Origin of the sequence: Allomuricauda sp. MMSF_3307 (genome assembly GCF_030733585.1) — a bacterium.
In the GTDB taxonomy this organism is placed as follows: domain Bacteria; phylum Bacteroidota; class Bacteroidia; order Flavobacteriales; family Flavobacteriaceae; genus Flagellimonas.
Map to the genome: position 1 here is coordinate 100,961 of NZ_JASHIQ010000005.1, position 24,663 is coordinate 125,623.

Here is a 24,663-nt window from a genome sequence, read left to right on the forward strand (position 1 = left end):
AAATCACAACAAAGAACCAAGAATAGTAATGAGGATGACGAATCTTAAAATAAATAGAAACCATTGCTTAGTGGCATTGACGTTTCTCTCAGCCATAATAACCTCCTATGGGCAGCAAGACCCCCAATTTACCCAGTATATGTATAATACACAGGTAATCAATCCTGCCTACGCAGGATCTAGGGAAATACTGAGTTTTGGCTTCTTGGGTAGGACACAATGGGTTGGATTGGATGGTTCCCCTGAAACGGGAACCTTCACGGTAAACTCACCAATAGGCTTGTATGATAATATGGGGCTCGGCCTTTCCATAGTATATGACAAAATTGGTCCCGCGATGGAGTCAAACATAACTGTAGATTACTCATATTCAATCAATCTGTCATATAATTATAAATTGGCATTTGGTTTAAAAGCAGGTATGGACGTTTTGGATATCGATTACACAAGGCTTACATTATCTGAACAGTCTGACCCCTTTTTTCAGTCGAATGTAGACAATAGGCTTAGGCCCCAGGTTGGTGCAGGGCTTTACTTAAATTCCGATAGGTTCTATGCAGGATTGTCAGTACCCAATTTTTTGAACACTACACATTTTGATGAAAGTTCCCTACAAAATGCCAACACCAATGATATTGCCGTAGAACGTTTGCACTACTTTTTCATTACAGGTTATGTATTCGACCTAAATGAAAACTTGAAATTTAAACCAGCAACATTGGTAAAATATGTAAGTGGCTCTCCACTGCAATGGGACCTCTCCGCCAACTTTTTGATCAATGAAAAGCTTACACTTGGAGCATCCTATCGCTGGAGTGCAGCCGTAAGTGCCCTTGCCGGATTTCAAATAACACCTGGATTCTTTGCAGGATTTGGTTATGACTATCAATCGACCAACATCGAACAGTATAGCAATGGATCTTACGAAGTGTTCCTTCGCTTTGATATTTTCAATAAAGCCGATCGTGTAATAACCCCAAGATTCTTCTAAAAATAGCAACATGAACTCAAAGAATATTATTTATATCCTTTTCGCCATTTGCACCCTACAAGTAGGTTTGGCTCAGGAAAGCAAGATTAAGAAGGCCAACGAGGATTTCTTCAATTTTGATTACATAGATGCACGAAAAATATATCTAAGTGTCGTAGAAGATGGTTACTCTTCCGCTCAGGTCTACAAAAAATTAGGAGACACTTATTATTTCAATAGTGAATACGCCGATGCGGCTACATGGTACTTGAAATTGGTGGACACCTACCCCAACGAAGTGGAATCTGAATACTATTACCGTGCCGCCCAAAGTTTAAAATCCATCGGGAAATTGGAAGAATCCAAATCCCTCATGGAAAAATATATGGAAACCTCGGGAGCTACCTACCCCAATTGGGATACCTATCAATATTTGGCGAGTACGCAAAATAACCAGTATCAAGTAAAAAATATCACCGATGGGATGAATGGGTCAGATTTTGGACCATCCTATTATGGTGATAAAATTGTATTCGCTTCTTCTTCCATCGATACCGAAGGAAGCAAAATACACGATTGGAACGGTCTTCCCTATCTAGACCTGTTCGAAGCTGAGATTGATGAAAATGGTCAGCTGAAAAACATTAAAAAATTGGAGGGCGATATCAATTCCCCTTATCACGAATCGTCAGCGGTCTTCACCAAAGATGGCAAAACCATCTATTTTACCCGAAACAACTATATCAATGGTAAAAAGAAGCGTGGAAAGGAACGTTTGGTGACCCTTAAAATCTACAGGGCGAGTTTGCAAGAAGATGGTACATGGGGCAATGTTGTAGAACTTCCCTTTAACGAGGATTCCTACTCTACCGCTCATCCAGCCCTAAACCCTGAAGAAAACCGACTATATTTTTCTTCCAACAGAAATGGAAGTTTAGGAGCCTCCGATATTTGGTATGTGGATATTTTGGGCAACGGTAATTATGGGCAACCCGTAAATCTTGGTTCAAAAATAAATACCAAACAGCGGGAATCGTTCCCATTTATCAGTAAAACTGGAGATTTATATTTTGCCAGTGATGGCCATACCGGACTAGGCGGTTTGGATATTTTTGTCGTCTCCTTGAACGAAACAGGCCCCTACCCTACAGTGACCAACCTTAAAAAACCCATCAACAGCAATTTGGATGATTTTGGTTATGTGATGGACGAGACGGGCAAAATAGGCTATATATCTTCCAATCGTTTCGGTGGCCAAGGCAGCAGCTCGGATGATATCCTTGCGTTTACTGCTGATTGCAAGATTACGATTCAAGGTATGGTAACGGATGCAAAGACTGGTGCGCCCTTACAAGGTTCAGATGTCGTATTGCTTGACAGCAGTAGCAAAGTGGTTGCCCAAAAAGTTGTTGATGCCAATGGACGTTATGACTTTGGTCCTTTGGCGGATTGTAATGATCAATACGCCGTTAGGGCATCCTTTGCGGAAAAAGAATATGAGCCCTCCGAAAAAGTTGTACAGACCCAAAGTGGTGTTGACAGCATGGAAGTCAATCTACAACTTACTCCACCCGATTGTCCTGTGGACGATTTGGGATGTAGATTATCGCTACAGCCTATCTATTTTGATTTTGATAAGCATAATATCCGACCAGATGCAGAAGTGGAGCTGGCCAAAATCCTAAATGCAATGGAAGCATATCCACAATTGAATATTCATATTGAGTCCCACACCGATTCCAGAGGAAACGATGACTACAATATGCAATTGTCTGAACGAAGGGCAAAATCTACTCTCGAATGGTTGGTAAGCAAGGGAATTGATAGAAACAGATTGTCCGCCAAAGGATACGGCGAATCCCAATTGATCAACAATTGTTCCAATGGTGTAAACTGCTCCGGGGAAGAACACCAATTAAACCGAAGATCCATGTTCATAATAAAATAGACGGTAATTTTTTTGTAGTCATGATTACTGAAAATCAGCGTGTTACAATTTGTGGCACGCTGATTGCATTATACAAGGTGGATGTAAATAGTTGCATCTAGAACTTAAAACCTTGTAGTATGAAAAAGTTAGTACTCCTTTTAGCAGCGGTTGTTCTTGGAATACCGAGTATCCAAGCCGAAACAATCAACCATGTAGCTACCACAACAAACTTTAGACATGGAAATTCATTCATTTTTGTGGAAGGTGGTGTAACGTTCTCCGTTTACCCCGATGGTGAGTTCGACTTCTACATGGATAATAGAGTAAACGTAGGCGTAGGTGCGCAAATAGGTAATGTTGGAGTCACATTTAACTCTGGATTCAATTATAACCCATTTGTACAATATGATGACTATGGAGCTGTAATTCAAATAGAGAACATCCCTATATTTTATGATTTCTATGGTCGTGTCTCACAAATTGGCAATGTAGATATCTGGTACAACAATGGAAGACTCCGTAGAATCGGTGGAATGCACATATTCTACAATAGAGGCGTTTTTAGTCACTATACAGGATTTATCAATGTATACAACAGAAGATATGTATATAGACCCTTCCATAGATTCTTTGTAAGACCGGCAGTTGGTTTCTGTAATGTCTATGCAAGACCTTATAGAAGGTATTACACACCTGTAAGATATACGTACTACGCTCCTTACCGACACAACACAAGAAGGGCATATGCCAGCTTGGGTAGGGTGTATCGAAACGATAATAGATATAGAAGAGAGCATATCTATCGTAACGACAGAAGAGTATCCGTTAGGGACAATAACGTTAGAAGAGCTGATTACGGCCGAAGCAATGCGAGGGTTTCCAGAAATGATTCCCGAAGAGGAAATAGCATGGCGAACCGTTCCAGCAATTCGGTACAAAGACAAAGAGTTGAATCTCGAAATGATAGAAGCAATTCTTATAGAAAGTCAAATAATAATGTAAATAGACCGGGAAGAGCAACGGCTTCCAATAACAGAGCGAACCGTTCCTCTTACGAGAGAAGTTCCAACTCCAGAAAAGTGAGTCCAGCTGCCACAGGAAGAACTATCAAACGTTCTGAACAGAGCACCTATAGAAAACCAAAGACCGTATCGAGAACAACTAATAGGTCTGCGGTGAAAAGGGACAACTCTTCGAGAAGGGAAGTTGCCAGAAGTTCAAGGCCCAGTACAAGAAAAAGTACCGCAAGCCGTAAAGAAAGTTCTAGGGCAACCGTAAGTAGAAGCTCCAACGCTCGAAAAAGCAGTGCGAGAACATCGAGCTCAAGAGGTTCTTCCCGAAGAAATAATTAGATCGTTTTTTTAGGTTGGTTAGTTGTTTTACCCCGTAGTTGATTTATTCGCTACGGGGTATTTTTTTTAAGCCATTTGGATAAAAATCCCGTAACGTCCTCAGATATATTAAAGCGGTATAAAATCCCCACATACATCAGCACCACCAGAAAAGACTTGAATGCAATGTTCAGAATGGGATGGAACTGGAACTGGACCAAATCAAACAATACAGCCAATAAAACCAAAGTGGCAAATACCTTAAAGGTAGCCGAAGTAAAAGGCAAAATGCCAAATTTCATTTTCACAAAAACCACCTTTACCATATTAAAAATAAAAATGGAGATAAAACTGGCAGCCGCCGCGCCTTCAAGGCCCCATTTGGGAATCAACAGATAATTCAGGAAAATGGTCAGTGCCGCCAAACAGACCCCAAAGACCAGTACCGTTTTGTAATACTGTGAATTGTATAAAATAGAGTTGATATTGCCCAAAAGGGAGTCCATCACCTTGGCCAACCCGATCAAAAACACAATCGTAAAGCCGTTTCGATAATTTTTGGGCAACATCAAATACAAATCGTTCAGATTAAGAATGATGAGTACAAACAAAATACCTGATGCAATAAAAAGCGTCAGCGATGTTTTTTTGTACAAATTATCCAATCCCACACTGTTTTGGGTATTGAGCAATTCGGCCGTAAGGGGATAGGTAATCTGGTGCATGGCCCTTGATGGCACAATAATCACCGTAGCGATGTAAACCGAAACCCCATAATAGGCCACATTCTCTATGCTGATGAACTGATTGAGCATCACCTTATCAATCTCTAACAAAATCAAGGCGGCCGAACCTCCTAAAATAATCAGGAAAGAATAGGACAAAATTTCTTTGGTATATGGTGGAAATGTAAAAACCAATCGGGGCATTCTTAACTTGAATGCGTATAGTTTGATGATAAGAGTCCGTAACAGATAGAGTCCGACCAAGCATTTAAAAAACAAATCCAGCGAAATCAATTCAAAATAGAAAAGAATCAATAATATGGAAACTCCAATACGGGCAAACACCTCCTTCATAAAATTCCCGAATACCGATTTGAGATGTACTTTGGCCCAGGAATAAAATACCTCAAAATAGCCCATCGCCAGCCCTACAAAGAACACATACCAAAGGTAATCCTTCACCATGGGGTTTACTTGGGACACCCAATTCCCGATAGGTTCGTACCATATCAGTCCAATGAGGGCCATAGGAAGTATTCCCAACAATGGAATCAACAGCATCAGCGTAAAGAACCCATCTTTTTCCGTTTCCAAGTGATTACTGTAATACTTCACCATGGTGTTGTGCACCCCGAAAGCCATCAAAGGCATCAAAATAGCACCTGAGGCCAAAATGAAGGTAACCAGTCCATAATATTCATCTGGAAGGATTTTCGTGTACAAAAACAAGGTGTTGATGGCTCCAAAAAAGAACCCCAAATAGGTCACCACCGTATTTTGTATGGATTGTTTTAGTACAATGCCCATTAGATAAATTTAGCCAAAGATTCCGTTAACGCCCTTCTGTGATAGTGCTCCACTCCTACCGAGTCACAGTTCAAATTCCCTTTTTCATATTTTTGAAATGCCTCCAAAACTACACGTTTTAAGGACGCTACATCCTGGTGCAGGCACATATGTCCAGCTTGGTGCTCCTCTACCATATTACCAGCTTCCCATCCTTTGGGCCCGATGGCCAAAATAGGACGCTTGGCATTCAGGTATTCAAATAACTTGCCCGGAATAATGCCCCGGGTCTCTTCAGCATCAATTTCCAAAAGCAATAATAATTGCGACTTTTGTTGGGTTTCCAGCACCTTGGGATGGGAAAGATAACCGAGTTGGGCCACATAAGCTGAAAGTCCATATTCCTTGATGGATTGGAGCACTTCCTCCCCCACTACTCCGGCCAATTGTACCTTGAGGGACTTTTTGAAGCTTTCGTTTTCGGCAATCAATTCCTGTAATGCTTGCCACAACCCCAAGGGATTCCGGCCTGTCAACAAAGAGCCCACATGCGAAATAGTGAAGTCGGCATCCTGTTCCACGGGCTGCAGTTCATCATCAAAACCATTGGTGATCACCTTAATGGGTTTGGGCGTTATGGCTTCAAATTCTGATTTTGTGGTGTTACTGGTCACCACAATTTTATCCGCTTTCACCAACACAGACCTTTCCAGGGCTTCGTGTTTTAAGCGGGATGATTCGGTCAGTCGTAGCTTTTTATGATATCCAATCGAAGTCCACGGATCTCGAAAATCCGCAATCCATTGAATGTTGTATTTCTTTTTGAGTCCCAGTCCAATCAAATGCAGACTGTGTGGTGGTCCCGTAGTAATGATGGTCTCAATACCCTCGTCTGCAATCACCTTGGCCAAATAGGAAATGGATGGTTTTACCCAGAGTTTGCGGGCATCCGGAATGAAAAAGTTCCCCCGAATCCACAACAGGAGCTTTTCCATAAAGGAAGGATTTTTTTCCTTGATGATTCCAGCACTGATGGTCTTGGTCTTCTTTTTGGATAACAGCGAAGCCCACCCATAAGGCTCTTTGATGGGCTGTTTCAGAATTTTGATGTCCGCTGGAACCTCATCTACCAATTTGTCATCCACCAATGGATAACTTGGATTTTCAGGAACATACACGATGGGCTGGATACCGAAATCTGGGAGATATTTGGTGAACTTTAGCCAACGCTGTACCCCTGGTCCCCCTGCTGGTGGCCAATAGTACGCTATGACCAAGACGTTACGCATCTGTCTTTTCCTTTTTTCTGCGGAACAGGGTCAAACCAAGTCCCCCAACAATAATCAGACCGAGCAGTGCATTCGCCGCCAAGGTGATTTGGCTTCCCGTTTCCACCACTTCGGGCTCAAACCTGAACTCGATGTTATGCTGACCTGCCGGAACCTTCATGCCGCGAAGGGCATAATCCACGCGATAATGCTCCTGTGGCGCACCATCGATAAACGCTTGCCAACCCGAAGGATAATGCATCTCGGAAAAGACCACAAAACCATCATTTGGGTTGTTGGTGGTATAGGTAATATTGTTCGGGCGATAATCCACCAAATCGATACGGGCCAAAGAATCCACTGAATACCGAAGTTTGGTCAATTCGGGATATTCCGAAGTGTTCACCACGGCCTGCGTTTTGGAATTGAAATCTTTTAGCTTCAGAATTTCTTCGTTGGCGGAAGAAACGGGCAACAACTGATCCACAAACCATGCATTGCCGTTGGCGTCGGGGTTAACAGCGGGATAACTGTTTCCCTCCTCATCTTGCTGAATGATGTATTTGACGTTCAGCATGTTCAACACCTGAAGGTTGTTTTGGTACAAGTGATACTCGAACAAATTTTGCAGCGCCCTTGGTTTAGCGGCATGATAACCTCCTATGGATTTATGGAAATAGGATGTACGCGCTCCGTTGATTCCTTCTTGAGGGTCGAACACCCGGTAAATAGAATCGTCCTGCTGGATCATTTGGTCGATTTGATTGGCCTGAAACGGTTGGTTGACCTGTCGCTGGCGTACAAAATCCCCCTCATTCACATACCTCAGGTCCACACCTACCAAATCAAACAGAATCAAGGTGCCCAAGGCAAAAACCAGTATATTTTTATTGATTTTATCTTTGATAAAGAACCAAAGTACCGCCGCGGCCAAAGTCACATAAATAATGGAACGGATGGTGTCGTTGATGTATACCGCTTCGCGATCCCGCTGGATCATGGTCATCAATTCATCACCAAAGTACCCGCGATAGGTTTCATCACGGAGCCCTTCAAAATCAAAGAAGCCTTTGAGCAAGAAAATCAGAATACCAAGTCCCAAGGAAATAAAGAAGCTCAGTTTTAAAGCTTTTAGCTTTTCTTTTTTATCAACGGAAGATTTGAACAACTCGCGAATCCCCAAAATTCCCAAAACGGGCAAGCAAAGTTCCAATACCACTTGAATCGAAGAAACCGCCCTGAATTTATTGTACAACGGGAAATAGTCAATCATAAAATTGGTGAGCAACGGAAAATTTTTACCCCAGGAAAGTAATAGCGATAAAATGGCGCCTGTCAACAACCACCATTTCTTTTTTCCATCCACCAAGAAAGCACCCAAAACAAATAGGAAAAATACAATGGCACCCACATAGGCCGGTGCTGCCACGATGGGCTGGTCGCCCCAATACAAGGGCAGTCCACTGGAAAATTCCAGTGCTTTAGAAGGTGATAGCCCTTGGTCAGTCAAATACTCATAAGCCTTGGAATCCCTTCCTAAATCCTCATTGCCCGACCCGCCGAACAAGCGAGGTGCGAACAAATTGAGCGACTCGGCAATTCCGTAGCTGTATTGGGTAATGTATTCGTAATCCAACCCGGTGGACACAGCTTTTTCACTCCCATCCGGATTAATGGTGAGTTCCGATGTGCCCCGAGTACTCCAATCGGCATATTCCTTAGTGGCCAAGAGACTGGTCGCATTCGTAAAAATGGAGAGGGTCACTGCCAAAATCAAAATACCTACAGAGGCAAAAAAGTGCTTTAATTCCTTTTCCTTGATGGCATAAATCAGATAAACAAGGCCCATCACCAACACCAAAAGCATAAAATAATAGGTCATTTGGTAGTGGTTGGCACTGATTTCCAATGCCATGGCCAAGGCCGTCAAAATAAAACCAAGGATATATTTTTTTCGGAAAACGAGGACAATCCCCCCTAAAACCATCGGAATATACCCTAGTGCATGCGCCTTGGCATTATGGCCCACTCCAAGAATAATGATCAAGTAGGTGGAAAAACCAAAGGCTACGGCACCCAAAGCTGCCAATCGAAAATCGACCTTCAAGCACAGCAACAGGATATAGAAACCAATCAAATAGAGAAAAAGATAGTCGGCAGGCCGTGGTAAAAACCGAATCAAGCGGTCCAGTTCCTTGATGTAATTATGCGGGTAATTGGCACCCAGTTGATAGGTGGGCATACCGCCAAACGCACTATTGGTCCAATAGGACTCCTCCCCTGTCAAATCCTTGTACGCATCCCGTTCTTGGGCCATGCCCTTGTACTGGGCAATATCGGACTGAAAAATGGCTTTTCCCTGCAAAACCGGATAAAAATAGACCAGTGAGGCAAGGATGAACAAAGCGATAACACAAATGTGGGTGATAATGGCTTTTGGAGAAAGAGTCATGGATAGGTTTTGATTCGGCAAATATTAATCAATTTCCTCAAAATCTATGTATTCTCCAACTTTTTTTGAGGAGTTGGAACGTCGGGGCGGTTTTTTGGAAATAATGGTCTCCCCTTCCTTAGGTTGCGCAGTATCAAAATCTTGTCGGTTCCCAAACTGCTCATTAAAGCGTTCATTGGTCTTTTTTACCGCATAATTCAAGAGTTTTGGCGCCAACCACTTCAACAGGAATTTAAGCCCGTAGTATACTAATATGACAATTAAAATCGTTTGTAATAAAACCATATAACCTCAGTTATCGAATCAAAGTTACACTGTTAGTCCCTTAAACCCATCAAACGTATCTTAAAATAGTATTAAAAACCCAGTTATATGGACCTTTCCATGATCAAAAAGTCACTTTTTCTTTTCGTTCTGTTACCCACTTTTTTATCCGCCCAATATACCGATGTCATTAATTCCAACCGACCCGGTAGGGCCGCCAGTGCCTATTCCGTTGGAAAAAACGTGATTCAGGCAGAGATTGGGATGCTCTACGAGCAGCAGGACAACGCCGACCTTAACTCGGACTCGAATATTTTTGGGGCAGACTATGCTTTTAGGTATGGGTTGCTTTTTGAGGAATTGGAAGTGATCGCCGAAGGATCTTTTATTACCCAGAACATTCTCTATCCCGATTTGGGAATCGAGGGAACACTGACCAATTTTTCCAGAAACCGCGTAGGACTAAAATATCTGGTGTACGACCCTTATAAAAATCCCGAACGTAACAAGCCCAATTTATATAGTTGGAGGGCCAACAACCTGTTCCAATGGAAAAACCTGATTCCTGCCGTTTCGGTGTACGGAGGGGCCAATTTTGTGGTAGGAGACAATCCCTTTTATCCCGGTGAGCCCACCGTTTCGTACCGAGGCGGCATTCAAACACAAAGTAGGCTTTCCCCAAGGGTGGTATTAATTTCCAACATTGCGTACGACCGTATCACCACCGATTTCCCGGAATGGCGCTACGCCCTATCGGTCACCCATGCTTTTCGTGACCCAAGGTGGAGTGTTTTCTTTGAAGGGCAGGGTATTTCCGGCGAACGCTATTCGGATATCATTTTGAGAACAGGAGTAGCTCGTTTGATCAATCCCAATTTTCAGGCGGATTTTCATTTGGGTTCCGGCTTTAATAACGACCCTTCTAGAATTTTTGTAGTACTTGGTTTTTCCTACCGATTGGATTTTCATAAGGATGAAATGATTCCAGTTATTGAGCAACAATCGGGCATGAACGGGAAGATTAAAAAGAACGCCAACAAGCGAAAATCCAAAAAACGTAGAAAAAACCGCAACGGACCCATCGATTTTTAAGTTTTGTAACAACTTCATTTTTCTACTGCAAGTAATATTCATAATATTGGGTATTAATTTGCAACTATGGTTACCGTTCAGCAGGTTCAGTCCAAATCCGACCTTAAGCGCTTCGTAAAATTTCCGTTCAGCCTGTATAAAGGGTCACCCTATTGGGTACCGCCCATCATCAAAGATGAGATGGCCTCCTTTGACAAAGATGTGAACCCGGTTTTTAAAACCGCCGAAGCCCAATTCTTTTTGGCCCTTAAAGATGGTAAGGTGGTTGGACGCGTAGCGGCTATCATTAATTGGTTGGAAGTCAAGGAACAGGGACTCAAAAAGATGCGCTTTGGATGGTTTGATTTTATTGATGACCTTGAAGTTTCCAAAGCCTTGTTGGACAAAGTCAAGGAAATTGGACAAGCCAATAATTTGGAATTTATGGAAGGTCCTGTGGGCTTTTCCAATTTGGATAAGGTCGGCGTGCTCACAGAGGGTTTTGACCACATTGGTACCATGGTGACCTGGTACAACCATCCCTACTACCAATCGCATTATGAACAGCATGGTTTTACCAAGGAAAAAGAATACCGGGAGAGCAAATTCCCTGCAGCCAATGCGGACCCAAAACTGTTCGCCAAAGCCAATCTTTTGATCAAAAAGCGATATGGCCTCCGCGAAATGAACTTTGAAAAAAGCGCGGACATTATGCCGTGGGTGGACAAGATGTTCGACCTCTTCAACGAGACCTACGCCAAATTGTCCTCTTTCGTAAAGATTACCGATATCCAAAAGGAGTATTTTAAAAAGAAGTACATCAGCTTTATCAATCCGGAGTACATCAAATTTGTGGTGGATGCAGAAGATAATTTAGTGGCTTTTGCCATTGTGATGCCCTCTTTTTCCGAAGCCTTGCAAAAGGCCAACGGAAAGCTGTTCCCCTTTGGAATTTTTCACTTGCTCCGCGCCAGAAAGCATAGTAAGGACGCTATTTTCTACTTGATCGGCATCCATCCCAAATACCAAAACAAAGGCGTTACTTCCATTATTTTCAATGAGTATTACCATGCTTTCAAAAAGCGCGGGGTGGTGAACTGCATCCGTACCCCGGAATTGGAGGACAATATCGCCATCCAACAAATGTGGAAGCACTTTGACCCCAAGGTCATTAAGCGCCGTAGGACGTATGTGAAGGATATTTAGCCAACCTACAAACCACTTCTACACGATTTCCTCGTTGAGTTTGCGTTTGTGATGCCATTTTTGACGCTATGGAAAAACCATAGTTTTTTTAAGGTTTTGCCCTAGCGAAATGTTGCGGGCGATTTGTATTTTGCAAACCGCAGCCCCTCCCCCATATTTTAGTAAAAAATCATTTGGTTTTTGTAATCCAGGATCATGTATCCATGGTATTCCTTTTTGGATACCAATAAGCTGATTAACCTCCTGGATACCTTTGCCAATTTTTAAAAAAATAGGACAATGACATTTCTCGGATTAGCGGAGCACATCCTGCAACAGGTGGACAAACCACTCACCGCCAATGAAATTTGGAAACTTGCGGTAGACCAAGGACTGGATAAAAAACTGAACAGCTCCGGAAAAACGCCTTGGACCACATTGGGGTCCCGGTTGTATGTAATATCCCGGGATAATCCCGATTCCAACTTTAAAGCAGTCGGCAAAAGACCAAAACGCTTTTATTTGCAGCACAAAAGCTATAGTATCGACTTTTCGGAATATGAAGAAGGGAAAACCGAGGAGGAAACCAATATTTCTACTGCACAAACAGCCCTCTCCTATCAAGAAAGGGACCTACATCCATTCTTGGCCCATTATGCGTTTTACAACCTAAAATGTTATTGTAAGACGATAAATCACAGTACTTCCGATAAAAAGAGTTTTGGGGAATGGGTACATCCCGATATGGTTGGTTGTATTTTTCCCATTGACGAATGGGACCATGAAGTCTTGGAGTTGAGCTCTGCGGTGGGGAACACTTCTGTGAAATTTATCTCCTTTGAGCTGAAAAAGGAATTGAACCTATCCACTTTGCGTGAAAAATTCTTCCAAACCGTATCCAATTCCTCTTGGGCGAACGAAAGTTACCTGGTGGCTGCGGAAATTTCTAAAAACGAGGATTTTCTGGCTGAGTTGGCTCGACTGTCCTCCGCATTTGGGGTCGGTGTTATTGAGCTGGACGTTAAGGAACCCAATTCGGCCAACTTACGGTTTCCCGCACACACCCGGGAAAACCTCGATTGGGAAACCTTGAATAAGCTTACGGGCATGAACAAGGACTTTAAGCAATTTGTAAAACGGGTACGTATTGACCTCAAAAGCAACGAAATCCGAAAGGAGAAATATGATAAGGTCTTAAACGAGGAGCAGTTGGAGAATGTTATCAAGCAATCGTAAAATGCTATATTTGGAGGTGACACAACACCAAATCAAAAAAAAGAAAGAACACAGATGTCTGAAGACCAAAAAAAACTGCTCGAAAGCCAATTATGGGGCATTGCCAACCTGCTCCGCGGAAAAATAAGCGCCGACGATTACCGCGACTATATCCTCGGCTTTATCTTTTACAAATACCTATCTGAAAAGCAATTACTGTACGCCAACGAACTGCTTGTGGGTGAACCGGTAACCGATTATAAAAAAGTAACCGACCCAGAAACCCTGGCCGCCATCAAAGAAGAGTCTTTGCTGAAATTGGGGTATTTTCTGCAACCTTCCCAATTGTTTTCGGTATTGGCCGCCAAAGGCAATGCCGACACCGAAAGCGAAAGCAACTATATTCTCGAAGATCTTAAAGCTGTGCTCAACCACATTGAGCAAAGTACCATGGGCACCGAATCCGAAGAGGATTTTAATGCGCTGTTCGAGGACTTGGACTTGAATTCCACCAAAATTGGTAGAACCGTAGGTGCGCGAAATGAAATTATTGTAAAGATCTTGATGTATTTGGACAAGATCGATTTTAAATTGGACGACATCGAAGCGGATGTACTGGGCGACGCCTACGAATACCTGATTGCAAAATTTGCAGCAGGGGCGGGCAAATCGGCAGGGGAATTTTATACGCCACAACAAGTATCCAAGATCTTGGCCAAAATTGTGACCACGGGCAAAACAAAGATCAAATCGGTGTACGACCCCACCTGTGGTTCGGGTTCCTTGCTGTTGCGCGTAGCGCAAGAGGCCGATATCAGTGAATTCTACGGGCAGGAACTCAACCGTACCACCTACAACTTGGCACGGATGAACATGATCCTGCACGATGTGCATTTCCGTAATTTTAGCATTGAGCAAGAGGACACGCTCGAAAATCCCCAGCATCTCGACAAACGCTTTGAAGCCGTAGTGGCCAACCCACCCTTTTCGGCGCATTGGAAAAGTGATGCCAACCCATTGTTTAATACGGACGAACGCTTTAGCCAATACGGACGCTTGGCACCCAAGACCAAGGCCGATTACGCTTTCTTGACCCATATGCTGTACCAGTTGGCGGACAATGGTATTATGGCAAGTGTTTTCCCGCATGGGGTTTTGTTCAGGGGCGCGGCCGAAGGGCATATCCGCGAATACATCATCAAAGAAATGAATGCCTTGGATGCCGTGATTGGTCTGCCCGCCAATATTTTTTATGGCACCTCTATCCCTACCTGTATTCTTGTGTTGAAAAAATGCCGTGAAGCGGATGACAACATTGTGTTTATCGATGCCAGCGGAGACGACCATTTTGTAAAGGAAGGCAACCAAAACGTATTGCGGGATGAAGATGTAGAAAAGATAGTAAACACCTACCGCAACCGTGAAACGCTAGACAAATACAGCTATGTAGCTACATTGGCAGAAATAGCCGAAAACGATTACAACCTGAACATCCCCCGCTATGTGGATACGTTTGAAGAAGAGGAACCGGTGGACTTGGATGCCGTTTCTGCGGAATTGAAAGCCATTGAAACCGAATTGCAAAGCACCAACGAAACCATTGCAGGCTTTTGTGCGGAACTGAATATCGCAACACCATTCTAGGCTATGGCAGAAGTGAATTTGACACCTGAGTTGAGATTTCCTGAATTTGAAGGGGTATGGAATAAAGTTTTTTTAAAAGATGTAGCCATTTTTTTAGATGGACAAAGAGTCCCTCTTAGTCAGACAGAAAGAGCAAAAAAACAAGGTGCTTATCCTTACTACGGTGCTTCAGGTATAATTGATTATGTAGATGATTATTTGTTTGATGAAGAGCTAGTTTTGCTAGGAGAAGATGGTGCAAATATACTAACAAGAAGTACCCCACTTGCTTTTGTAGTTACTGGGAAGATTTGGGTCAACAATCATGCCCATGTATTAAGGGCAAAGTATAGCACTCCTTTTCTTGCGGAGAGTCTTGAAAGAATAAGGTATGATAAATACAATACAGGAACGGCTCAGCCAAAACTCAATTCTGAAATTTGTAAGTCAATAAGCTTATACTTCACCGAACCCGAAGAACAACAAAAAATCGCGGCCTTCCTTACAGCCGTTGACCAGCGCATCCAACTTTTGCAACAAAAAAAAGCCAAGCTGGAGGAATACAAAAAAGGCGTGATGCAACAGATTTTTTCTCAGCAAATACGATTTAAGATAGAAAATGAGGATGGTGAGCTTGTAGAGCCACCGGATTGGGAGGAGAAGAGATTGGGGGAGATTGGAGAAATAATTACTGGAAAAACACCAACTACAAGTGATAAGGAGCTGTGGAATGGAGATATAGATTTTATTACACCAACAGATATTATTGATGAAATAAAATATCAAAAAATAGTTGCTCGAACTGTTTGCGAAACAGAGAAAATGAGAATTCTACCAATAGGTGCGATAGTTTATACATGCATTGCTTCAATTGGTAAAATGGCAATAACTATGAAACCCTCAATAACGAATCAGCAAATAAACGCACTCATTGTGAACGAGGAGCATTTAAATGAGTTTGTCTATTACTCTTTATTGAAACAAACACCAAAAATTAAATCTACTAAAGCCAATACAACATTACCAATTATTAATAAAACAGAATTTTCTAAAATCAAGATTGCTCTACCTAGTTTATCCGAGCAAAAAAAGATAGCGAATTTCTTGACTTCATTGGATGAATCCATTGAATCTCTTGGCAAACAAATAGAAGCCACCACCACCTTTAAAAAAGGCTTGCTGCAACAAATGTTTGTGTGATATGAGTAAAGGTTCCCAAATAGAGATCTACCAAGCAAAAGATGGCTCTACTCAAATTAAAGTGCAATTTGAGGATGACACCGTTTGGCTTACTCAAGCACAAATGGCAGAGCTTTTTGAGACGACGCCCCAAAATATAACAATGCACTTAAAAAGTATTTTTAAGGAATTGGAACTAGATGAAAAATCAACTTGTAAGGATTTCTTACAAGTTCGAAAAGAAGGAGCAAGACTGGTCAAACGAAAGCAACTACATTACAATTTAGATGCGATTATTTCGGTTGGTTATCGCGTAAAATCAACTCGTGCAACCCAATTTAGAATATGGGCAAATAGTGTGTTAAAACAATATTTAGTAAAAGGATATGCCATCAACCAAAAACGCCTGACGCAAAAGGAAGAAGAAATTCAAATCCTAAAAAATGGCATCTCCATTTTAGGTAGGGTCATTGAAGAAAAAACGGCACAGACCGACAATGCTTGGATCCAACATTTTGCCAAAGGCTTAAGCCTTTTAGACGATTATGACCATGAAAACCTGGACAAAAAGGGATTGACCACAAGGCCTGCCCATTATCCCACACTACAAGAGTACCAACAGCTGGTCAATCAAATGCGTAGCGAATTTGATTCGGATGTTTTTGGCAAGGAAAAGGACCATAATTTTCAAAGCTCCATTGCACAAATTACCAAAGGTTTTGGTGAAACAGATTTTTACCCAAGTTTAGAAGAAAAGGCCGCTACTTTATTGTATTTGGTCACCAAAAACCATTCGTTTGTTGATGGCAATAAGCGTATTGCTGCCGCTTGCTTTTTAAAATTTTTAGACGCGAACAACATGCTTATCAATCAAAAGCAAACGTCTATTATAGGTAATGATACCTTGGCCAGTCTTACCTTATTTATCGCTTCGAGCAAGCCCGAAGAAATGGAAACGGTAAAACAACTGGTAGTAAGTGTTTTAAACCGGAATAAATGACCACACAACCCGAACAAATATTAGAAAACAATGTAGTTGCCCAACTAGAAGGATTGGGTTACGAAAAGGTGGTCATCCGCTACGAAAATGAGCTGTTGGCCAACCTGAAAAGTCAGTTAGAAAAACATAATAAAGTACAATTAAGCGAAAACGATTTTACGCAAATCCTCAACTACATCAACAAAGGCAATGTATTTGAGCGGGCCAAAATATTGCGCGACCGTGTGCCCTACACCAATGCGCAAGGCGAGGTGAAAACGGTAGAGCTCATCAACCAGATTCATTGGTGCCAAAATGAATTTCAGGTAACGCAGCAAATTACCATGGAGGGCGCGCATAAGAATCGTTACGATGTCACCATTCTTATCAATGGCCTGCCTTTGGTTCAAATCGAGTTGAAACGCAGGGGATTGGAACTTAAAGAGGCGTTCAACCAAACCAATCGCTATGAAAGGCATTCTTATGGCGCTGGTCATGGTCTGTTCCAGTTTGTGCAAATATTTGTTATCAGCAACGGGGTCAACACCAAATACTACGCAAATTCACCCTTAAAAGCACGTTCGTTCAAACAAACCTTTTATTGGGCCGATGAAAACAACCGTTTGATCACCCAGTTGGCCGCATTTTCGGAAGTGTTTTTAGAGCCTTGCCACATTTCCAAAATGATTACCAAGTACACCGTTTTGAACGAATCGCAGAAGATGCTGATGGTGCTTCGCCCCTATCAGTTTTATGCCGTTGAGCATATTGTGGAGCGGGTAAAGACCACAACCAAATACGGGTACATTTGGCACACCACAGGTTCGGGCAAAACATTGACTTCCTTTAAGGCTGCTCAAATTCTCACCAACTTAAAGGAGGTTCATAAAGTAGTTTTTGTAGTGGACCGTAAGGATTTGGATTACCAAACCACCAAGGAATTTAACGCTTTCAGTAAAGGAAGCATTGATGGGACCAACAACACAAACACACTGGTAAAACAACTTGCAGGCGATAATAAACTCATTGTAACGACCATTCAAAAACTCAATACGGCCATAAGCAAAACCCGCTATTTGGGCAAAATGGAGGCCTTAAAAAACGAGCGTATCGTTTTCATTTTTGATGAGTGCCACAGAAGCCAGTTTGGAAAAACACATGAAGACATCAAAAAATTCTTTTCAGCATGCCAGATGTTCGGGTTTACGGGTACGCCTATTTTTGAGGACAACGCGGGAACAAATCAATACGGTAAGCGTACCACCAAAATGCTGTTCGGCGATTGCTTGCACAAGTATGTCATCACAGACGCCATTCGAGACGGAAATGTGCTTAAATTTTCGGTAGAATACATCCGCACATTTAAAAAGAAAGACGATATCCTTGACATCAATGTAGAAGCCATTGATGAGGCGGAAGTAATGGATGCACCTGTTCGCTTGGATAACATCACGGAATACATCATTGCGAACCACAACCGCAAAACCCATAGCCGGGAATTTACCGCCATCTTTTGCGTATCGAGTGTTCCCATATTGATCGAGTATTATAAATTGTTTTTGCGAAAAAAGGAAGAGGGCAAACACAACCTTCGGTTGGCAACCATATTTTCGTATGCCGCCAATGAGGAAGACAAAGATGCAGTCGGATTTGTTGATGATGACGAATTCTTGATGGCAGCCGAACCAAAAGCGGAATACCATACCCAACATACCAGGGACGAGTTGGAGGATTTCATCAAGCACTACAACAGGCAATTCGGAACAAATTACACCAGTAAGGACAATCAATCCTACTACAACTATTACAACGACATAGCCAAGCGGGTAAAACACCGTCAAATTGATGTTTTGGTGGTAGTGAATATGTTCTTGACAGGTTTTGACAGCAAGCATTTGAACACATTGTATGTTGACAAAAACCTAAAATATCACGGATTGATTCAGGCGTATTCCAGAACCAACCGAATTTTGAATGAAGTTAAATCGCAAGGGAACATTGTTTGCTTTAGAAATTTGAAAGAGGCCACCGATGAAGCCATTACCCTATTTTCAAATAAGAATGCGATTGAAGAAATCATCATGCAACCGTATGAGGAGTACGTTACGAAATTCAACCAGGCATTTGTCGCTTTATTGCAGATTGCTCCAACGGTAAACAGTGTCAACGAGTTACCAAGCGAAGAAGAAGAATTGGCATTTATTCAGGCTTTCCGCGAATTGATGCGCTTGAAGAACGTATTGGCAACCTTCACCGAGTTCCAATTTGACGATTTGTCCATGACAGAGCAGACTTTTGAGGATTACAAAAGCAAATACCTTGACTTGTACGATAAGGCCAAAGGACACAACCAAAAAGAGAAGGTCAGCATTTTAGGCGATATCGATTTTGAATTGGAATTGATTCACCGTGATGAAATCAATGTAGCTTACATTTTAAAGTTACTTGCCAAGTTGAAAGATGCAGCGCCTGAGGAGCAAGAAAAGCAGAAAAAGGCTCTGATTGAAATTGTGGCAGGTGATGCACAATTGCGAAGTAAACGGGAACTGATTGAAAAGTTCATCCAAGAGAACCTGCCCCATATTTCAGATTCGGACGACATTCCAGACGAATTTGAAAACTATTGGAACGAGGAACGAAAGGAAGCTATGAACCAATTGAGCAAAGAGGAAAATCTGGACAAAAAACAACTTCAGGAAGTCATCGGAAAATACATATTTACCGAAAAAAAGCCACTTCGCGATGATGTAATCGGTCTAATGAACGAGCGTCCCGCCCTTAAAGAACGGGCAACCGTAGCCGAGAGGGTTACTCAAAAAATCATGACCTTTGTGGAAACATTCATAAGTGGCATACACGGATAGATGAATGATGTACCTTAGAAATGCAAAGTAAAGCATGGGTGAGTTGGTAGGCTTTCCTAAAGGACACAAAAGAATCCATTTCTCCAAAAAATTAGTGTATTACACAGTTTGATGAAAGAGAAGAAGTCTAAAAGAAAAAATCATTTCATCACAAGAAATTAATCGAATCAGCGTTTCAAGTTACGTATGATAGGTCGGATACGAAATAGCAGACTCACCAAATACCTTTGCGGATTAATGGGGCTTTACCTACTCAATATTTGTGTGGATACGGCAGACCCTAATCCTGAGTACATTCCCGAAGACCTATCCTATAATGATCAAGAAAGTATTGTTGAAATCATCGTTGAACAATTTTTAGGATTTGAAGATGCCTTTGTGGAATATGATGACCCAGATTCGGAAGAGCACAACAAGAAAAAGAATGTGAAGATTGATTTACTGGTATATTCAACCCAGGGCAATGAAGGACTTAAGCATTCATTGAATCTCAAGAAAAAACTATATCTCGACCATGGCGCCCGCCTAACAATGGGTTTTTATGATATAGACAGTCCACCTCCCAAAGTTTGATTTGTTACCTCGACGTTTACTACCTATGACCTAAAGGTCATGGGCAACCTTTAACGCTTTTAAAACAAATCAAATGCATATCAAAAAATCATTGATGCCATTACTATTATTATTGGCATCCAGCAGCTACACCGTTGCGCAAATTACCAATGCCGAAAAAGACAGCCTATTTATTGAACAAGTGGAAGACCATAAAGAACCCGATAAGGTCTTGCACGCAGAACCCTTGTATATTGACCTCATACGGGATTTAGGTGCAAGGAAAGGGGAAAAAGAATGGAACATAGGTTTGGGAATTACGGATAATTTAAGATTCGATTCCTATGAGGCTCTTATCGAGTATGAATGGGCTCCCATGGACCGATTGGGTTTGGAAGTAGAACTACCATTTACATTTTATGCACCAGTTAGTGGTGCTGGCAACAACACGATTCCTTCCAATAGCCTGAACAGTCTAAAAATTGCGGCGCAGTGGTCATTCTTTGTCAATGAGCCTATGGCCACCTCGATGGCTATCGGGTACATTAACGAGTTTGAGCTTTCTGATTTTGGAAATTTTGGCAAGCCTCTGATCAGTGGAAATGTGTACAACCCCTTTTTGGTCGTTGCCAAACGCTGGGGCAATAACTTTCATTCCTTACTCTATACAGGACCAAAGGTGAAGCAGCATTTTGCATCCAATACGATTCATACGACCTATGATATCAATACAAGCTTTCATTACATGATTTCGGGTACACGGAACTTTATCGGGATTGAATTCAATAAAACCCTAGACTACGGTAAGTTCGATATGACCATGAGACCACAAATGCGTTTAGGTATTGCCGACAACCTTTTGGTCGGTATTGTGGCAGGTATCCCGGTCAGTAGGGATAATGAAAGATTAAGTTCCTTTGTTCGGCTTATATGGGAGCCTGGACATCATAAAGAGAACCGAAAACCCACATACGACTAAGTCGTAATAGTATATTGAATTAACAAAGCGCAGTAAGGTAATCTCTCCCGGACTGCGCTTTATTTTGTTGTAGGATTGGCTCAACTCATCTTCGGAAACTCCCAACCATTATGATATTGGGGCGTCAATAAGGCATCTGCTTCCGTATGGTTGAATCTATTGTTCGCAGCATCCCAAAACAAGCGTTCCCCTGTTTTGTAGGCGATATTGCCCAAATGGCTTACCATGGCGGCATCGTATCCCACTTTGATAGGAGCTTTTAAAATGGATGCATCACGTTTTTTAACCGCTTCCAAAAAGTTTTGGGTATGGAGGTCCAAACCGTTGCCCCCACCTGTTTGCAATGGGACAGCCTCAATTTTTGGCCCTAAATCTTGATCCCAATTGGGACGGTCCCGCTCTGGAATCACCTCCCAGCCACCACGGTCCACCACCAAGGTGCCGTTGTTTCCGATAAAGGCGATACCGTGATTTCGTCCGTAGTTTCCGCCATCAATTCCAGTAGCATGTTCCCATAACAGGGAAAATTCACCAAAATCGTACACCGTTTGCAGGGTATCGGGTGTTTCGGCTGCATCGTTGGGGTACGCAAACTTGCCTCCCATGGCCATTACGGATTTAGGGACAGAGGCTTTCATCCCGAAAAGTGCGTAGTCTATCAAATGCACGCCCCAATCGGTCATTAAACCACCCGCATAATCCCAGAACCATCTAAAGCTAAAATGAAACCTGTTTTTATTGAACGGTCGGTTTTCGGCAGGCCCCAGCCACATATCATAATCCACACCACTGGGCACGGGACTGTTGGGCAACACGGGTACGGACTGCATCCAACCTTGATAAGCCCAAGTCTTCACCAAACGAATCTGTCCCAATTTTCCGGAATGCACGTAGTTAATGGCATCCACAAAATGGGGCTCGCTACGTTGCCACTGCCCTATTTGAACCATCCGGTCGCTTCCCTGTACTTTAGCGAGCATGGCTTGGCTTTCCGCCACGGAGTTGGCAATCGGCTTTTCGCAATACACATCCTTGCCGGCATCAATGGCATCGGTAAGCTGAAGACAGTGCCAATGGTCCGGGGTGCCAATAATGACCATATCGATATCGGTATCCTCCAATGATTTTCTGTAATCCGAGTACCATTTCGGCTTTTTGATGCCTGCCTTTTCTAAATCCGAGGTTCTTTCCCGAAGTACATTTTCATCCACATCGCAAAGGGCGACCACATCTACCTCGCTATTTTTTAACAGGGAAGTCAAATCCGTAAAACCCATGCCCTTACAACCGATCAAACCTACCTGTATTTTGTCGTTGGGGCTTATGGTTTTTCGAATGGTGGCCAACAGCTCGGTGGGAAATACCATGGAGGCTCCCATTCCCGCTACGTACAATCCACTGCGTTTTACAAATTGTCTTCGTGTTCCCATCTTGTTCAAATTTGGGATAAGATACAAAAAAACGTCCCTTGAAGTTATTGCTCCAAGGGACGCGAATTGATTTATTTCTAAAAACGCTTACTTCTTTGTAGCAGGGGCGTTCAACTTTTGGCTCATTTCCATGGAAATGGCAGAGCGGTCGAACTTTAAACGGCCGGCCATGGTTTCGATGACACACGAAAAATCGTTGTCGTTCAATTCCACAATTTTGCCGTGAAGCCCACTTTTGGTGATGATTTTATCACCTTTTTTCAATTCTGAAGCGAATTTTTTCTCATCCTTCTGACGTTTGATCTGCGGGCGAATCATAAAGAAATACGCCACGGCAAAAATCAAAATCAGCGGTAAAAATGATCCTAAGTTTTCCATTGAGGTCTTTTAATTATTTTACAGGACCTGCTGGTGTAGCTCCTGGTGCTTGCACAAATGCCTTGATTCTCAAAAGTTCGGAACCTTTGGCAGTATTTGCGGTAACGGTAATCGTTTTGGTCACCTGGTTTTGTCCGGAACCGTTGAATTTTACCAACAATTCTCCTTTTTCTCCTGGTGCAATAGGATCTTTTGGAGGATTCGGCACGGTGCAACCACAGCTACTTTTGGCATCGGTAATAATTAAAGGAGCGTTTCCTGTATTGGTAAAGGAGAAAACAGTTTCTTGCGCTTCACCTCTTTGGATGGTTCCAAAATCGTGCTCTACTCTATCAAAGGTCATTACGGGTACCATTTTGGCGGCCTCATCCCTGTTTACAGCACTTTCAACATTGTCAGCAACTATCTTTTCAGATGCTTTGTCCTTGCATGATACGCCCGTGATGGCGACTACCATGATCAAACTTAAAATTGTTGTTATTCTTTTCATGATTAAAATTTGTTTTCCCAAAATTACGGAATAATTGTTTATTGCAAACCCCTTCCTATTTTTTGAAGCCTTCCGTCAGCTTTATACTCCTTTGCCAACTTGTCCAAAACCCCATTGATAAAGATACTGCTCTTGGGCGTGGAGTACTCCTTCGCTATCTCCAAATATTCGTTCAGCGTTACTTTTTCTGGAATCGAAGGGAAATTGAGCAGCTCGCAAATGGCCATTTTCAACACGATGGAATCGATTTCGGCTATTCGGTCGTTGTCCCAATTGGGCGTTTTGCCCTCGATTTCCTTTTCCCATTTGGCATCATTGAGCAAGGTCTTGGTCAACAGGTTATTGGCAAAATCCATATCCTGCTGGTCCTTGAGCAGGGCCGGCAAAAAGAAACGGTCTCCAGAATCGGGCTTGGCCTTTTTGAGGCGCTTTACCAAAAAGGTGTTCACAATGGGGAAATCATCCACCCAGGTCAATTTATCGTCCTCGAAGTAATCATAGATCTTTTCGTTCGGTGCAATGATTTCCTTAAAAAGTTGAATCACCATATCCCTGTCCTCCGCATAATCACTATCCGCAGTGGACATATACTCCTTGTAGATATCACTGGAGACCATGGCCTTATGAATGATCTTAACGTACTCGTCGTTCAAATACCAATTGTCCAACTTACGCTTGGAAAGTTCATCTTTCAACGCTTGATTGTTCACCAATTGCAATAACAATCGATTTTTGACGAATTTTTGTGGGTCGGGATATTTGTCCTCCTCCGTGGCCACGTACTTTTTGGAGGAGTGGCTGACATGTTTTTCGGCCAAACGGTGCAATTCCGCCAAAAGGCTTAAAATTAAAAGGTACAGTACATACATGTTTTCAATACTTACCCTTAGGAATTTTTCCTGTTTTTGCAAGGAGTCGTCCTTGGATTGCACCAATGCATAAATACATTGCATCACTTTTACCCTAATGTGCCTTCTGGTTAACATGTTTAA

Annotated in this window: 20 protein-coding genes; 12 read left to right on the forward strand and 8 right to left on the reverse strand. The window is 42.4% G+C overall.

Translation table 11 applies throughout. The features are described from left to right. Positions 1–34 precede the first annotated feature (34 nt). The 3 genes from RBB12_RS12995 to RBB12_RS13005 all read left to right on the forward strand — a co-directional run bounded on the left by RBB12_RS12995 (position 35) and on the right by RBB12_RS13005 (position 4,252). Positions 35–991, forward strand: coding sequence for a type IX secretion system membrane protein PorP/SprF (locus RBB12_RS12995; RefSeq protein WP_306014030.1), 957 nt, complete (start codon positions 35–37; stop codon positions 989–991). A gap of 10 nt (positions 992–1,001) precedes the next feature. Beyond that, positions 1,002–2,918, forward strand: a complete 1,917-nt coding sequence (locus RBB12_RS13000; protein WP_306014029.1) for an OmpA family protein — start codon at positions 1,002–1,004, stop codon at positions 2,916–2,918. 119 nt (positions 2,919–3,037) lie between these two features. Further along, a complete protein-coding gene (locus RBB12_RS13005) occupies positions 3,038–4,252 on the forward strand; it encodes a hypothetical protein (RefSeq protein WP_306014028.1) in 1,215 nt (404 codons plus the stop codon). Between the two features lie 50 nt (positions 4,253–4,302). Here RBB12_RS13005 and RBB12_RS13010 read toward each other — a convergent pair whose 3' ends face one another. Genes RBB12_RS13010 through RBB12_RS13025 form a run of 4 tightly spaced genes read right to left on the reverse strand, consistent with a single transcriptional unit; the run spans position 4,303 to position 9,747 of the window. Further along, positions 4,303–5,763 (reverse strand): lipopolysaccharide biosynthesis protein, encoded by a 1,461-nt coding sequence (locus RBB12_RS13010; protein ID WP_306014026.1) that lies wholly within the window; start codon positions 5,761–5,763, stop codon positions 4,303–4,305. After that, on the reverse strand, positions 5,763–7,031 hold the full coding sequence (locus tag RBB12_RS13015) for a glycosyltransferase (RefSeq protein WP_306014025.1): 1,269 nt from the start codon (positions 7,029–7,031) through the stop codon (positions 5,763–5,765). Before RBB12_RS13015 ends, RBB12_RS13010 begins: the two co-directional genes overlap by 1 nt. Further along, the gene (locus RBB12_RS13020; RefSeq protein ID WP_306014024.1) at positions 7,024–9,462 is read right to left on the reverse strand and encodes a YfhO family protein; all 2,439 of its coding nucleotides are present in this window, start codon (positions 9,460–9,462) and stop codon (positions 7,024–7,026) included. Before RBB12_RS13020 ends, RBB12_RS13015 begins: the two co-directional genes overlap by 8 nt. A gap of 24 nt (positions 9,463–9,486) precedes the next feature. Further along, entirely contained in the window at positions 9,487–9,747 is a 261-nt protein-coding gene (locus RBB12_RS13025) for a DUF4834 family protein (RefSeq protein WP_179385564.1), read from the reverse strand. A gap of 87 nt (positions 9,748–9,834) precedes the next feature. Here RBB12_RS13025 and RBB12_RS13030 point away from each other — a divergent pair, with 87 nt between their 5' ends. From RBB12_RS13030 to RBB12_RS13070, 9 genes are all read left to right on the forward strand, one after another. After that, on the forward strand, positions 9,835–10,818 hold the full coding sequence (locus RBB12_RS13030) for a transporter (RefSeq protein WP_306014023.1): 984 nt from the start codon (positions 9,835–9,837) through the stop codon (positions 10,816–10,818). Between the two features lie 66 nt (positions 10,819–10,884). Then, positions 10,885–12,003, forward strand: coding sequence for a GNAT family N-acetyltransferase (locus tag RBB12_RS13035; RefSeq protein WP_306014022.1), 1,119 nt, complete (start codon positions 10,885–10,887; stop codon positions 12,001–12,003). A 279-nt stretch (positions 12,004–12,282) separates the two neighbouring features. Further along, positions 12,283–13,218, forward strand: coding sequence for a COG2958 family protein (locus RBB12_RS13040; protein ID WP_306014020.1), 936 nt, complete (start codon positions 12,283–12,285; stop codon positions 13,216–13,218). 54 nt (positions 13,219–13,272) lie between these two features. Beyond that, positions 13,273–14,841 carry a type I restriction-modification system subunit M gene (locus RBB12_RS13045; RefSeq protein ID WP_306014019.1) on the forward strand — a complete coding sequence of 523 codons (1,569 nt, stop codon included), beginning with the start codon at positions 13,273–13,275 and terminating at the stop codon, positions 14,839–14,841. Between the two features lie 3 nt (positions 14,842–14,844). Further along, positions 14,845–16,020: a restriction endonuclease subunit S gene (locus RBB12_RS13050; protein WP_306014018.1), complete on the forward strand. Its 1,176-nt coding sequence runs from the start codon at positions 14,845–14,847 to the stop codon at positions 16,018–16,020. Position 16,021: 1 nt separating this feature from the next. Then, a complete protein-coding gene (gene rhuM, locus RBB12_RS13055) occupies positions 16,022–16,999 on the forward strand; it encodes a virulence protein RhuM/Fic/DOC family protein (RefSeq protein WP_306014017.1) in 978 nt (325 codons plus the stop codon). Then, a complete protein-coding gene (locus RBB12_RS13060) occupies positions 16,996–19,842 on the forward strand; it encodes a type I restriction endonuclease subunit R (RefSeq protein ID WP_306014016.1) in 2,847 nt (948 codons plus the stop codon). Before rhuM ends, RBB12_RS13060 begins: the two co-directional genes overlap by 4 nt. A gap of 237 nt (positions 19,843–20,079) precedes the next feature. Continuing rightward, entirely contained in the window at positions 20,080–20,415 is a 336-nt protein-coding gene (locus RBB12_RS13065; protein ID WP_306014014.1) for a hypothetical protein, read from the forward strand. Positions 20,416–20,488: 73 nt separating this feature from the next. Continuing rightward, positions 20,489–21,373 (forward strand): HAEPLYID family protein, encoded by an 885-nt coding sequence (locus RBB12_RS13070; RefSeq protein ID WP_306014012.1) that lies wholly within the window; start codon positions 20,489–20,491, stop codon positions 21,371–21,373. Between the two features lie 80 nt (positions 21,374–21,453). On the opposite strand, the gene RBB12_RS13075 is transcribed toward RBB12_RS13070, so the two are convergent. The 4 genes from RBB12_RS13075 to nusB form a co-directional block, all read right to left on the reverse strand. Then, positions 21,454–22,803 (reverse strand): Gfo/Idh/MocA family protein, encoded by a 1,350-nt coding sequence (locus tag RBB12_RS13075; RefSeq protein ID WP_306014011.1) that lies wholly within the window; start codon positions 22,801–22,803, stop codon positions 21,454–21,456. Positions 22,804–22,890: 87 nt separating this feature from the next. Beyond that, the gene (yajC, locus tag RBB12_RS13080) at positions 22,891–23,181 is read right to left on the reverse strand and encodes a preprotein translocase subunit YajC (protein WP_306014010.1); all 291 of its coding nucleotides are present in this window, start codon (positions 23,179–23,181) and stop codon (positions 22,891–22,893) included. Positions 23,182–23,194: 13 nt separating this feature from the next. Next, on the reverse strand, positions 23,195–23,671 hold the full coding sequence (locus RBB12_RS13085) for a DUF1573 domain-containing protein (protein WP_306014008.1): 477 nt from the start codon (positions 23,669–23,671) through the stop codon (positions 23,195–23,197). A gap of 38 nt (positions 23,672–23,709) precedes the next feature. Then, positions 23,710–24,657, reverse strand: a complete 948-nt coding sequence (gene nusB, locus RBB12_RS13090; RefSeq protein WP_179385570.1) for a transcription antitermination factor NusB — start codon at positions 24,655–24,657, stop codon at positions 23,710–23,712. Positions 24,658–24,663 lie beyond the last annotated feature (6 nt).

Coding starts and splice junctions, on each gene's coding strand:
- RBB12_RS12995 (WP_306014030.1), top strand. CDS start 35: ATGACGAATCTTAAAATAAATAGAAACCATTGCTTAGTGGCATTGACG.
- RBB12_RS13000 (WP_306014029.1), top strand. CDS start 1,002: ATGAACTCAAAGAATATTATTTATATCCTTTTCGCCATTTGCACCCTA.
- RBB12_RS13005 (WP_306014028.1), top strand. CDS start 3,038: ATGAAAAAGTTAGTACTCCTTTTAGCAGCGGTTGTTCTTGGAATACCG.
- RBB12_RS13010 (WP_306014026.1), bottom strand. CDS start 5,763: ATGGGCATTGTACTAAAACAATCCATACAAAATACGGTGGTGACCTAT.
- RBB12_RS13015 (WP_306014025.1), bottom strand. CDS start 7,031: ATGCGTAACGTCTTGGTCATAGCGTACTATTGGCCACCAGCAGGGGGA.
- RBB12_RS13020 (WP_306014024.1), bottom strand. CDS start 9,462: ATGACTCTTTCTCCAAAAGCCATTATCACCCACATTTGTGTTATCGCT.
- RBB12_RS13025 (WP_179385564.1), bottom strand. CDS start 9,747: ATGGTTTTATTACAAACGATTTTAATTGTCATATTAGTATACTACGGG.
- RBB12_RS13030 (WP_306014023.1), top strand. CDS start 9,835: ATGGACCTTTCCATGATCAAAAAGTCACTTTTTCTTTTCGTTCTGTTA.
- RBB12_RS13035 (WP_306014022.1), top strand. CDS start 10,885: ATGGTTACCGTTCAGCAGGTTCAGTCCAAATCCGACCTTAAGCGCTTC.
- RBB12_RS13040 (WP_306014020.1), top strand. CDS start 12,283: ATGACATTTCTCGGATTAGCGGAGCACATCCTGCAACAGGTGGACAAA.
- RBB12_RS13045 (WP_306014019.1), top strand. CDS start 13,273: ATGTCTGAAGACCAAAAAAAACTGCTCGAAAGCCAATTATGGGGCATT.
- RBB12_RS13050 (WP_306014018.1), top strand. CDS start 14,845: ATGGCAGAAGTGAATTTGACACCTGAGTTGAGATTTCCTGAATTTGAA.
- rhuM (WP_306014017.1), top strand. CDS start 16,022: ATGAGTAAAGGTTCCCAAATAGAGATCTACCAAGCAAAAGATGGCTCT.
- RBB12_RS13060 (WP_306014016.1), top strand. CDS start 16,996: ATGACCACACAACCCGAACAAATATTAGAAAACAATGTAGTTGCCCAA.
- RBB12_RS13065 (WP_306014014.1), top strand. CDS start 20,080: ATGGGGCTTTACCTACTCAATATTTGTGTGGATACGGCAGACCCTAAT.
- RBB12_RS13070 (WP_306014012.1), top strand. CDS start 20,489: ATGCATATCAAAAAATCATTGATGCCATTACTATTATTATTGGCATCC.
- RBB12_RS13075 (WP_306014011.1), bottom strand. CDS start 22,803: ATGGGAACACGAAGACAATTTGTAAAACGCAGTGGATTGTACGTAGCG.
- yajC (WP_306014010.1), bottom strand. CDS start 23,181: ATGGAAAACTTAGGATCATTTTTACCGCTGATTTTGATTTTTGCCGTG.
- RBB12_RS13085 (WP_306014008.1), bottom strand. CDS start 23,671: ATGAAAAGAATAACAACAATTTTAAGTTTGATCATGGTAGTCGCCATC.
- nusB (WP_179385570.1), bottom strand. CDS start 24,657: ATGTTAACCAGAAGGCACATTAGGGTAAAAGTGATGCAATGTATTTAT.